An 11875-nucleotide genomic window follows, 5' to 3' on the forward strand; every position below is an offset into this window, starting at 1 on the left:
GCATGAGGTGAGGTAGGCTTGGTGGCATGGTTGAGGAGTTGGAGAGCGTGCCGCTGCTGGTGCCGGAGGACTTGCCTGCGGGCTGGCAGATGCCCGACCCGACGCCTATCGACCCCGACCACGACAGCCCCGCGATTGACGCGGCGCTCAAGTATGAGCGGTGGGTCGATCCCGCGCCGGGGCTGGATCGCAGGCTCCAGTCCGGCCACCACAACAACATCGACTCCGGGCGCTGGTTCCTGATCCAGCACGTCGAGTCATCCACGCGGGTGCTGCTGCGGCTGCAACGTCAGTACGTGATGGGTGAGGAGCCCAAGGGTGAGGTGCGGATCACCGGGATCGTGTACCTGCCGGAGTGGGCGGGCGACCCGGTGGCGAGCCCGATGCTGCGCAACCTGCCCACGTCGCGGATCGAGGCGGCGATCAACCGCCGCCAGTTCGCCGTCACCGGAGCCAGCCGATTCGAGGGCGGCACCATGACCATGCCCTCGGGTCGCGTCCTGCGCGCCGAGGACGTGTTGCAGCCGCTCGGGAACCCGAAGCGCACCCCGGACTTCTACGAGGTCGTCGCGCTCCAGCACACCCGCCTCGTGGACGACGGCGAACCGAACCCGACCGCACGCATGGCGGAGATCAGCCGCGTGCCGCTCTCGACCGCGCAGGGCTGGGTCGCCCGCGCCCGCCGCAAAGGACTCCTCCCACCCGGCAGGAGAGGCCGCGCCGGATAAGACGAGAGGAGCGAGCGATGAGTGACACGACGCCGACCGCCGAGACTCCGGCAGCGCGGGCGCGGCCGGACTTCACGCACGTCTCGGACGTGATGCTCTACGACATCGCCCGCCACACCGCCTCACTGCTGACCTCGCTCTTCCTGAACCGTCAGCGGGATGCGACCGACGACGCCGAGCGAGAGCACTGGGCAGCCCGCGAGCGGCTGGTCATGCGACAGGTGCAGGCACTCGATCCCGACGACCGGGCCGGGCTGATCGCGCAGAACGAGGCCTGGCAGGACGAGGACCGCGCCCTGCGCGACGGACAGCAGTAACGAGCGGCGCGGGGGTGAGTGACCTGCTGTTCGCTCGGCACCATCCCGCCCGTGAGCCCTCTGCACAGGCCCCGGATCGGGAACCCCCTACATGTGGACTCTGACCTCGCCCCCAGGAACCCGGCACCGTCGCCACCGACCCTGCGAAGACCTCCGCCGCATCCCTCCACCTCGACGCCAGCACCGCGACTCGCCCTCTGCCCGAGCACGCCCGCGCACCACGCCTCCGCGCCCCACAGCCCACTCCTGACCCCTCAAGTTCTCGCCCCTTTCTCAGAGAATGAACGTATCCTAAGTGCCGTAGTTGCTGATACGCTAGATGCCCAGTGAGGCAGATGCAGGGTGGTGGTCGAGATGCGTGGCGGTGTGATCCCGTTCCGGGGAACCGGGGCCGATGCGCTGCGCTATGTCGAGGCCGACCGCTCCCGCGCCGACGACTACTACCTCGGCACGGAGACGACCGTCGCGCAGTTCGCGGCGCTCGACGGATCGGGCGCGGTGACTGCCGAGCTGAGCCTTGACCCTGTGGCGTATGCGGGGTGGGTGGACTGGAGAAACCCGCTGACCGGCGAGTCGATGGGCAAGCCGCGTCGAGCGGGGGCGGATCGGCGGGGCTCGCCCCGGTTCATGGAAATGGTCATCAACACGCCCAAGTCGCTGTCGATCGCGGCCGCGCTGCACCCGGAGGTCTCCGACGCTCTCGACGCGGCCCAGCAGGACGCGCTCTCGGAGCTTCGGCGGTGGCTCGCCCTCCACTCCGTGACTCGTGTGGGGTCGCTGGGTGCGCAGGAGGTCGTGCCCATCGAGCAGATGCATGTCGTCGGCATCACCCACAGGACGAGCAGGGCGGGTGATCCGCACCGGCATATCCACATGCAGATCGGCACCCGCGTCTTCGCGGCAGGGAAATGGCGGGGCCTGTTCACCGCCGCCCTGTTCAAGCAGCAGGGCGCGATCCGCGCACTCGGCACCGCCGTGATCGCCGCCAGCCCCGAGCTGGCTGACGTGCTCGACCGGCATGGCCTGACCCTCGACCCCGCCACGGGCGAAGTGGTCGAGTTGCAGCCGTACAACGCCCTGATGAGCAAGCGCGGCGCGCAGGTGGGCAAGAACCTGGAACGTCTCGAAGCCGCCTGGGATCAGGCGCATCCCGGCGAGAGCGTGGGGCCGGTCGTCGCGACCCGCCTGCGAGCCGAGGCATGGGCGCATGAACGGCCCGCGAAGAAACCGACCACTTTGGCGGAGGAAGCTGCCTGGGTTACGGAGTTGCGCGAGGCTGGATACGACCCCGAGGCGCTGCGACGGCCCGCGCCGCGCGCAACGGTGTCGCTGGATGACCTGAGCGTGCAGGAGGTTGCCTCCCGCACGCTGGATCGTTGCGCCGCCGCCGCGTCCGCGTGGACGGCGCACACGGTGACCGAGCACGCGATGCGGATTATGACCGAGCACGGCGTGCGCGCTGCTCCCGGCGAGGTACGCGACTTCATCACTGTTGCGGTGCGGTTGGCGTTGGAGGACTGCTTCACGATCCTCCCGCCCGACGCACCCCAGCCTGAGCATGTGGCGCATCTGACGAGCGTGCGCGTCATGCAGGTCGAGATGGAACTGCGCGACCTGATCGCGGCACGGGTGCAAGTCGATGAGCCGGTCCTGTCGGATGCGAAGGAACTGGCACGGGCTGCCGGCCTCGACGCCGGGCAGACCGAGGCCGCCGCTGCGGTCGCCTCAACCGACCCGTTGGTGATCGTGGAGGGCGCGGCAGGGTCGGGTAAGACGACGATGCTTGCCACCGCAATCGCCGTAGCGGAGCAGGAGGGTCGGCCGATGCGGGTGGTGGCGCCGACGAAGAAGGCCGCCGACGTCGCACACCAGACCCTCGGCGTTCCGGCTGACTCCGTGGCCGCGCTTGTCCACGCCCACGGCTACAGGTGGAACGCAGACGGGGTATGGGCACGTCTCGCACCGGGGGATACCGATCCGGAGACGGGCCGCACCTACACCGGCCCGCCCGAGGCAGCGCGCCTGCGCGAAGGTGAGCGGATCGTGGTGGACGAGGCGGGGATGCTCGACCAGGACAGCGCCCTCGCGTTGTTCACCGTCGCAGCAGAGACGGGCGGGACACTCGCGCTCGTCGGCGACCGTGCGCAACTCCCCGCAGTCGGACGCGGCGGCGTGCTCGACATGTCCGCGCAGCTTCGGGGCCGCACCATCGACATGGCCGAGGTGCACAGGTACACCGACCCCGCCTACGCGCAACTGTCGGTGCGGTTGCGCGACCGACTTGATCCCGGTGCGATCTTCGACCAGCTCGCAGCGCTTGGCCTGATCCGCCTGCACGCGGATGCGGAGAGCCTGTACGAGCACATTGCCGAGCAGCGCAGCGATGGAGAGGCGGTCACGGTTGCCACCAACGGCGAGGCAATCCGGTTGAACGCCCGCATCCGCGACGAGCGCGTGCAGGCCGGGGCCGTGGACGACGAGACGACCACCACGGGGTCGGATGGTCTTCCCATCGGGCGGGGCGACCTGATCCAGACGCGGAAGAACGACACCGCGCTGGGGGTGGCGAACCGTCAGCAGTGGGTGGTGCAACACGTCGCCGACGACGGGGCGCTGTGGGCAGTCGAGGCAGGTGGCGGCCGCAAACGCGACCAGACTGTGCGCCTGCCCGCGGCCTATGTCGCCGAGCACACCCACCTCGCCTACGCCTCGACCGCCTATGGCGTGCAGGGCATCACCGCACCGGCATCGCACACGATCCTCACCGACGCCATGAGCGGTGCAGCAGTCTACGTCGGCATGACCAGGGGTACCGACCGGAATCAGTTGCACGTCACCGCCGAGAACATCGCCGGCGCCCGGCGGCAGTTCATCGACGCGGCAGAGCGTGACCGCGCCGACCGGGGACTCGCCGACGCCACCCAGCACGCGCAGGAGGTCGTCCGGGGTCTGGTCGACGACGGTCCCGTGAAGTTCGTGCGCACCGAGATAGCAGCTCTCATTCGGCGTGCCGAACGCGCCGAAGCCAGAGCAGCACAATGGGAGCAAGCGAGCGATGCGCTGGACGAACTGCACGCCCGGCAGAGGGCGGAACGAGAGCAGGCCACCGAGGCCAACGAAGCGGCAATACAGCAGGTCGAACTCGTGCGCGCCGAGGTCGCCGGACCGTTGACCGCACAAGCCCAGGCCGCGCTCACGGAGTGGCAGCACGCCGACACCGCCCAGCGGACCGCAAGCGCGAAGGTGCGCGCGGCGGGCAGGTTCACCAAGCGCCGTGCCACCGCCGAGCACGACACCGCCCACACCGTCGTCCGCGAGGCGAAACGACGCCTCGCCGAGGCGTGGGGTGAGCCGCCTCGCTGGAACGAGACCCAGGCCGCATGGGTCGAGCGCGTCATCCAGCCCCAGATCGACACCGATCCCCGCGTGGTCGATGCCGAGCGGCAGCGTGCCGCCACAGCGCAAGCTCTACAGGCCGTGCTCGAGTCGACTCCGTGGCCGAGCATCGGTGTCTATGCGCGCATCTTCGGGGAAGACGTGGTGAGGAAGAACCCGAGCGGCTACCTCAACGCTCGGCCAGCCCGCCAGGTCGAAGAAGCGACCCGTATCGCTCAGCAGGCGCGTGCTGAAGCTGAGGCGTTGCGTTCTCTCACTCCCGGCGAAGCGGTCGAACGGGTCAGGCAGACTCGTGCAGCCGAGGCAGCCAAACGCGATGTAGCCCGCATGCTCGCGGAGCGCGAACGACAGCTCGGCACCTCCCGCTCGCCCCGCAGCGGCCCAAGTCATGACGGGCCGAGCCTGGGCCGGTGAGGCAGTCAGGCACCCACCCACTACCGCCGGTAGTCGGCGTGCGTTCAGAGAAACAGTGTGATGTCTCAAGACATCGTGGACAGTTCTTCTCTATGAGCGCAGTCGTTCCGCCGGTCCTGGAGACGCTGCCTCAAACGTAGGGGTGGTTCCTACGGCTCGTCATACGACCAGCCGTAGGAACGCTGTCGTCAGGCAGGCAATGAGCACGACGAGGATGAGCGGGAGCCGCAGGATCGCCGCGGTCCCTCCAGCGAGTACCCCGGTGACTCGGGTCCAGTCTGCCAAGTCTTGTCCGTCGTACAAGGTGGAGGTTGCTGCGACGGCTGCGAGGAGTATCGCAACCGCCTGTTCGAGACCCTGGTCCAGTCTCTTGGGGAGGTCTGTCTTCCGTGAGATGGTAGCGGCGAGCCTGATGAAGTATGTACCGGCGGCGAGTACCACGCATGCGGTGAGCATCTGGGGATCAACCACGCTGCGAACCTCGCTTCCACAGGAGCGCGAGGGAGACCAGGGCCACCAGCGGCGCGACTCCGGGCGGCACGAAGGGCGTGACGCCGACCGCGATCAGTGCCCCACAGGCCACGATGAGAGCCGAGCGCCTGCTGCGCACGGCGCCCAGGACCATGGCGAAGAGGATCGCTGGAAAGACCGCGTCAAGTCCCAACGCCGAGACATCCGTGACGGCTCGCCCGAGGATCACCCCGATCGCTGCACCCGCAGGCCAGGCCAGGAGGATCGCCCAGCCGAGAACCCAGAAGGCTCGCCGCTGACTCAGCGGGTCGTGGCGTGCCGATGCGTAGGCGACCGTCTCGTCGTTGACGAAGTGCGCCGCGAGCAGGCGCGTCCATCCTCCGCGGAGGAACTTGGACCCAGCGATCCCGTACACGCCGTTACGCAGATTCACGAGCAAAGCGCCCAGAGCGGCCGCGAGTGGTGCCGCGCCGACGAGAATCGAGGCGATGAACATCAGCTCAGCGGAAGCAGCGAGGACCGCGACAGCGAGAGCGATCACGAGCCACGCAGGCAGGCCGGCCTCCGACGCCAGGGCTCCATAGGAGACGCCGACCACGAGGACGGCGGAGGCGATCGAGCCCACGTCGCCCACCATGCCCCGAATCGACTGATCTGATGAACTCACGTCCATTATTGTGAACAACCCTGGAGCGGTTTGTCAACGTGTACGATTCGTTTGCTACACTGAACGCATGGTCAGTGAGTCAGTGCGACAACGCATCGGTGCCGCGGTGCGAGGCGAGCGGACCCGTGTCGGCTGGAGCGCGGCCGAACTCGCACGGCGAGCGGGTATCTCCAAGGCGAGCGTCTCCCAGCTCGAATCAGGGGCGGGCAACCCGAGCGTCGAGACGCTGTGGTCTCTCAGCGATGCTCTCGGCGTGCCGTTCTCGACGCTCGTCGACCCTGGTCACGGAAGCCCGACGCTGATCCGCGCCGCAGACGCCCAGCCAATCACCGCGTCGGGCAGCGCGTACTCTGCCTCTCTGCTCTCAGCGTGTCCCACCGGAGCCAGAAGGGACATCTACCTGGTGAAGGCCGAACCGGGTGAGCCTCGTTGCTCCGCACCGCACCAGGTCGGCACCACCGAACACGTCATCGTGATATCCGGTACGGCAGAAGTCGGACCCCCCGACGATCCCCAGCGCCTAGGGCCGGGCGACTACGCCTCCTACAGAGGCGATTCTGAGCACATCTTCACCGCCCAAGACACGGGCACCGTCGCGATCCTGATCTCCGAGCTGCGGTAGACAGCCGACCTCGTGGGTCAACGGCGAGAGGTTCAGTCCCGCCGATCAAACGACCGGCGGTGACGCCTGCTGATCGCCCATCCGTGCATCTGCCTGCACCCGCTCCTGCCGAGCGCGGAGGGCGAGCCGGGGGCCGCAACGCCCCTTGCGGGCTTGCGGCATACGCCACGGTCCCGCACGTGTCGGAAGCCTCGCACGACCCCGCTTCACGTGCTATGAGTCTCGCAGGGGGCCTGCATCTCGATGCCTCCCACCGGGGCGCGCACTGCCGTGAAGCCCGGAAACACGAGCCAGAACGCGCCTTCACAGGCTTGCGCGAGAGAGGGCTGACCGAGTTCAATTCCCATGCCCTCGCCGCGTCTTGACCCATACCGTTCCCCGGTGAACCCCGAACTGCCTCGCCACGGCAGTCACACTGACGCCGTGCTCGCGGGCTGTTCGCATAGCGTCCACTTCGCTGTCCGTGAGTCGTGTTCGAGGTCGTTTCTTTGGTTCCGCCGCCGCGCCGATCAGAGCGTCATCCGCCTCGCTCTCGGAGTCAGGCTCGTCCCGAATCCCTTGATTCCACGCGGAAACGAGCTTCTGAACCCGTGGTCGCCTGTTCCCGCAACGCTCCATTGCTTCCACCGGAGGCGAAGGCCCCCGCTCGGCACAACGCCGGACGGGGGCATTCGTCGTGCGCGGGCCGTCGTCGTGCGGGCCGGGAGCCGCTCGCTAGTTCCCGTAAAGGACGTGCTCGAAGTTCCACCCGTTGCCGATCTTGCGCCCGCGTCCGTTGTTGGCCCAGCGCGGCGTGCCGTTGCTGCGCCCCTCGTGGCGGTACCAGAACAGGTCACCGTTGCCCTGCACCGCGTAGAGGACCCCGGCGCCGCCGGAGAAGACGTGGGTGAAGTCCCACCCGCTGCCGACCTTGCGCCCGCGGCCCCGGTTGGCCCAGCGCGCCGTGCCGTCGGCCGCGCCGTCGTGGCGGTACCACAGCAGGTCCCCGTCGTGCTCGACCCCGTAGAGGACCCCGGCGCCGCCGGCGAAGACGTGGGCGAAGTCCCACCCGCTGCCGACCTTGCGTCCGGTGCCGTTGTTGGCCCAGCGCGGCGTGCCGTTGCTGCGGCCCTCGTGGCGGTACCACAGCAGGTCCTTGTCGTCCTCGACCCCGTAGATGACGCCGTTGGTGCTGGGTGCGGCGGCAGCCGCCGTCGGAACGGCCCCGACGGCGACGGCGGAGGCCACGGCGGTGCCGGCCGTCAGCAGTCCGCGGCGGGACATCACCAGGGAGATCCCGGACGGGGTCGGCCCGTCCGGCTGGGTGTGCTCGGTCATCACGCACTCCTCGGGTGCTGGAAGCCGTCCCGGCGGCCGTCCTCACCGGCCGACCGGGCAGTCGAGTCCGGGCCGGGAAACGCGCGAGAACGCGAACGGCCCGTCGACTGCGACCATCGTCCCCCGTCCCCGTGACCCGGGCATGACTACTGCGACGGAACCGGACAGGCCGGCCCCGGCCGCCCGCCGCCCCGGGTGCAGACGGGGCCGGGGCGGCTCCGGCAGGGCTCAGGCGGGTCGTGGCGCGCCCCGCCGGAGCCTCTCGGGAGGCGTCCGCGCGGTGGTGTCCGGAGCGCCGCTCAGGCGAGGTCCTCCCGCAGCTGGGACAGGAGCACCCCCACCACGTCCGCCCCGCCGTCGGTCCCGGCCCGCAGGCGGAGGACCTCGGCGCCGTGCAGCGCCCCCACGGCGTAGCGGTCCGCACCGGAGCGCCCGAGGGCGGCCGCCGTGCCCGCGAGCCACCGCTCCACCACCGCGGCGTCCATGATCCGGCCCAGCTCGTCCTGGTAGTCCTCCGCGTCCCGGGCCGCGCGCCGCAGCTGCTTGCCCGGCCGGTGCCCGGTCCGGCCGAGGACGGCGTCGACGTAGCGCACGCGCTTGACGGCCTTGCGGACATCGTGCAGGTGCTCCAGCTGCCCCTCGCCGCCCGGGCCGCCGGCCAGCTCCGCCTCGGCCACGCGCACCACCTTCCGCAGGGCCCGGTGCACCACTGCGTCGGCGACCTCACGCCCCGAGAGCCGGGTGCACTCCTCGGTCAGCGGCGGACGGGCGGCGAAGTCCTGGACGTCCGCCAGGAGCCGCAGGTGCTCCTGGCCCGTGACGTGCCGGCGCACCTTCGCGGCCGCCGTCCGTGCCTCCTCCTCGGCCCGCTGCCGCAGGCTCTCTGCCGCGGCCGGCCCCACCCGCCCCTCGAGCGCCTCCACGCGCCCGGCCAGCAGCTCCGCCGTGACCTCGGCGTCCCGGGCCGCGGACAGCGTCCGGGCGAGCTCCCGCAGCCGGGCGTCCAGCTCCTCCGCCGCCGCGCCGTCGAAGAACGGCTTGGCCGCCCTCAGCACGCTGCGCAGGGAACGGGACGTCACGCGCATCTGGTGCACCGCGTCCGGGACGTCGAGGCGGACCCTGAAGTCCCAGAGCACCAGCTGTTCGGCGAGCTCCCCGAGCACCGCGCGCAGCACGTCCGGCCCGCCCGCCGGCTTCCCCTTCCTTCCCGCCTTGTTCTTGTTCTTCTTGTTCTTCTTGTTCTTCGTGCCGCTCCCGGCCTTCTTGCCGCTCCTGCCCTCCGGCTGCTTCTCGTCCTGCTTCCGGCCGGGCCCCGCCGGGGCGTCGTCGTCCTCGCCGAGCGCGCGGGCGATCTTCGCCCGGGAGGTGGACGGCTTCCCGCCGGCCGCGAAGACCACGGCCTCGACCGCGGCGAAGATCTGTTCCTGGCGCTCCTCGGGCACCGTGCCGTCGAGGAGCTCGACCTCCCACTCCGACCAGGACCGCGCCGTTCCCGTGCGCTCGTCGACGGAGTCCACGACGTCCACGGCGAGCTCCGCGACCGCCGCCCCCGTGCTGTCGCTGATCCGGTGCACCTGCCGGACGGTGCGGAGGGTCGCCACCGGCCGCAGCTCCTGTCCCCCGGTCAGCCCGGCGAGGAGGTTCCGCACGGACGCGGGCATCCGGTCCGGGGTGCGCAGCAGCGGCACCTGCAGCTCGTGGCGTCCGTCCGCGCCCTGGAACTTCACGTGCCACCCGTCGTCGGCCCCGCCCCGGCGGCGGCGCAGCGCGACCAGGCGCCGCCCCAGGGCCATGTCCTCGGTGTCGTGGTAGACGGCCTCCATGCGGTGCTCCACGGGTTCCGCCGAGACGGTGCACCCCTCCAGCGTGCTCCAGTCCACCCGGGCCTCGGCGCCCTCCGGGAACTCGTACTTGCGCTCGACCTCGCGGTGGGCGACGGCGGTCATGGGTGTCCTCCTGGTCGGGGCCACCGGCCGCCGGAACCGGCGGCCGGCCGTTGCGGCGATGATACCGGGGCCGTGCACGGCCCCCGGGAACGCGAACCGCCGCGCGCCCCGGCGGGGGCGTGCGGCGGTGCGTACGGCCCGGTCGACCGGGCCGGCTGGTGCGTGCGCTCAGGCGCGGCGGCGCTTGAGGACGTCGTCGAGGTCGAGGGCGGCTCGGCGCTGCTCCTCGCCCGTGCGCACGGCGTCCTTGAGGCTCGCGGAGCGGGCGGCGGGCTGCTCCGGCACCGGCAGCGGCTCCGGCTCCGGGCGCTGGACCACGGGCGCCTCGGCGTAGGTCGGACGCGGCACGGGCACCGGCTCCCACGTCCGGGCCGCGGCGGCCGGTGCGGACTCTCGGGCCACGCGGAGCGCCTCGGCCCGCAGCTCCTCGACCGTGAAGGCGGCGGGTGCGGGCATCCGGGGCTGCTCCTCGGGGGTGGGCAGGTCGAGGTCCTCGGCCGTCCGGCGCGACTGCTCGCGGACCTCCTCCGCCACGACGTGCTCGTTGTCGAACAGGGCGACGTCCTCGCGGGGGGCGTGCGGCTCCGCCTCCGGCGCCCGGACCGCGGGGCGCGACGCACGGCGGGCGGCCCGGTCCTGGACGGCCAGGTAGCGCAGGGACAGGACGGCGCCGACGCCGAGCAGCAGCAGGAAGACGGGCCACGGCCAGCTCACCGCGGCGGAGAACGGTGCGACCACGGCGGTGACGAGTGCGGCCAGGAGGGCGGCGCACCCGGCGAGGAGGATCACGGCGCGGTCCCGCCTGATGCGCAGGTGCCCTCTGCCGGTGCGTCCGGGGTCGCCGTCGGCGGGCCGGGGGACGGTGTCGGTGGTCGCCATGATGTTCCTTCGTCGGCGGGACGCGGGTGGGGGCTGCTCGATCGGCGCGGGGAGACCGTCGGGGCCGGCCGTCTCGGCCGGCGCCTCGACGGGGAGCTCCCGGCGGCGCTGCAGTCGCGGCGCGACCCAGAACAGCGACAGCGCGCACACCACGGCCAGCACGGCCGAGCTGCTCACCCAGATCATGGTCGCGGTCCTGCCTTCGTGGTCGCCGGATCGAGCGGACGGGGGACGCCGGCGCGCTGCGCCGGCGTGTCCGGGGCCCGGGCTCGGGCCGTGAGGAACAGCCTACTACCGCGGGGGCGCGCCTGTGGGTATCCCTGTGGACACGCCCGGCCGGGTCACTGCCACACGGCGGGGCGGTCCGATCCCGTGAACCGGCGGACGAGTCCCTCGGGCGCCTCCGGCGCGGTGAGCGCGAAGCTGCGGTGGTCCGTCCAGCGCCCGTCGATGTGCAGGAAGTCCTTGCGCAGCCCCTCGTCCCGGAACCCGAGCTTCTCCACCACCCGCAGGGACTTGGTGTTCTCCGGCCGGATGTTGATCTCGATCCGGTGCAGCCCGAGGCCCTGGAAGCAGTAGTCGGTGGCCATGGCCACCGCCATGGGGGCCACGCCGCGTCCCGCCTGGTCCCGGTCCACCCAGTACCCCAGGGTCGCGGACAGGAACGACCCCCACGAGATCCCGGAGACGGTCAGCTGGCCGACGAGACCGAACCGCTCCGTCCCCGGGACCCGCTCCGTGATGAGGAAGGGCAGGGCCGTGCCCTGCCGGGCCTGCTGGTCGAGGGTGCGCACGAACTGCCCGAACGTGGGCGGGGCCCCGCCGGGTGCGGGGTTCGTGGCCTCCCACGGGTCGAGCCAGTCCCGGTTGCGGGCGCGCACGACGTCCCACTCCCGGCGGTCCCCCCGGGCCAGCGGACGCAGCCGGAGGTCCCCCCAGGAGACGGTGACGGGCCACCGGAACTGTCCGGCCACGAGAGCGCGGTCTCTCAGCCGACCGGCAGGGTCCGGGTGTACTCCCTGAGCCACTCGCACAGCTCGGGCCCGAGGTCCTCGCGCTCCGAGGCCAGGATGATGTTGGCCTTGAGGTAGCTGAGCTTGTCGCCGGTGTCGTAGCGA

General features: G+C 71.2%; 10 protein-coding genes and 1 pseudogene. 4 read left to right on the forward strand and 7 right to left on the reverse strand.

The window, feature by feature from the left end:
* The first annotated feature begins 26 nt into the window (after positions 1-26).
* From CRM73_RS03665 to mobF, 3 genes are all read left to right on the forward strand, one after another.
* Entirely contained in the window at positions 27-728 is a 702-nt protein-coding gene (locus CRM73_RS03665; RefSeq protein ID WP_229586877.1) for a hypothetical protein, read from the forward strand.
* A 17-nt stretch (positions 729-745) separates the two neighbouring features.
* Positions 746-1045, forward strand: a complete 300-nt coding sequence (locus tag CRM73_RS03670; protein WP_229586879.1) for a hypothetical protein — start codon at positions 746-748, stop codon at positions 1043-1045.
* Between the two features lie 354 nt (positions 1046-1399).
* On the forward strand, positions 1400-4855 hold the full coding sequence (gene mobF / locus CRM73_RS03675; RefSeq protein WP_229586889.1) for a MobF family relaxase: 3456 nt from the start codon (positions 1400-1402) through the stop codon (positions 4853-4855).
* A 159-nt stretch (positions 4856-5014) separates the two neighbouring features.
* On the opposite strand, the gene CRM73_RS03680 is transcribed toward mobF, so the two are convergent.
* Together CRM73_RS03680 and CRM73_RS03685 are read right to left on the reverse strand one after the other, a co-directional pair.
* Positions 5015-5326: an AzlD domain-containing protein gene (locus tag CRM73_RS03680; RefSeq protein ID WP_229586881.1), complete on the reverse strand. Its 312-nt coding sequence runs from the start codon at positions 5324-5326 to the stop codon at positions 5015-5017.
* Positions 5319-5993 carry an AzlC family ABC transporter permease gene (locus tag CRM73_RS03685; protein ID WP_229586883.1) on the reverse strand — a complete coding sequence of 225 codons (675 nt, stop codon included), beginning with the start codon at positions 5991-5993 and terminating at the stop codon, positions 5319-5321. The genes CRM73_RS03680 and CRM73_RS03685 overlap by 8 nt, the downstream gene beginning before the upstream one ends.
* A gap of 67 nt (positions 5994-6060) precedes the next feature.
* Here CRM73_RS03685 and CRM73_RS03690 point away from each other — a divergent pair, with 67 nt between their 5' ends.
* A complete protein-coding gene (locus CRM73_RS03690) occupies positions 6061-6615 on the forward strand; it encodes an XRE family transcriptional regulator (protein ID WP_229586884.1) in 555 nt (184 codons plus the stop codon).
* 714 nt (positions 6616-7329) lie between these two features.
* Here CRM73_RS03690 and CRM73_RS03695 read toward each other — a convergent pair.
* The 5 genes and pseudogenes from CRM73_RS03695 to CRM73_RS03715 form a co-directional block, all read right to left on the reverse strand.
* Positions 7330-7932: a tachylectin-related carbohydrate-binding protein gene (locus CRM73_RS03695; RefSeq protein WP_229586885.1), complete on the reverse strand. Its 603-nt coding sequence runs from the start codon at positions 7930-7932 to the stop codon at positions 7330-7332.
* A gap of 299 nt (positions 7933-8231) precedes the next feature.
* A complete protein-coding gene (locus tag CRM73_RS03700; protein ID WP_229586886.1) occupies positions 8232-9878 on the reverse strand; it encodes a CYTH and CHAD domain-containing protein in 1647 nt (548 codons plus the stop codon).
* A 168-nt stretch (positions 9879-10046) separates the two neighbouring features.
* Complete coding sequence (locus tag CRM73_RS03705; protein WP_229586887.1) at positions 10047-10943, reverse strand: hypothetical protein; 897 nt, start codon at positions 10941-10943, stop codon at positions 10047-10049.
* Positions 10944-11098: 155 nt separating this feature from the next.
* Positions 11099-11731 carry a GNAT family N-acetyltransferase gene (locus tag CRM73_RS03710; protein ID WP_017833362.1) on the reverse strand — a complete coding sequence of 211 codons (633 nt, stop codon included), beginning with the start codon at positions 11729-11731 and terminating at the stop codon, positions 11099-11101.
* Positions 11732-11745: 14 nt separating this feature from the next.
* Positions 11746-11875, reverse strand: a pseudogene (locus tag CRM73_RS03715) (UTP--glucose-1-phosphate uridylyltransferase); the annotation flags it as partial.

This window comes from Kocuria sp. CCUG 69068 (assembly GCF_020833785.1).
Lineage (GTDB): Bacteria > Actinomycetota > Actinomycetes > Actinomycetales > Micrococcaceae > Kocuria > Kocuria rosea.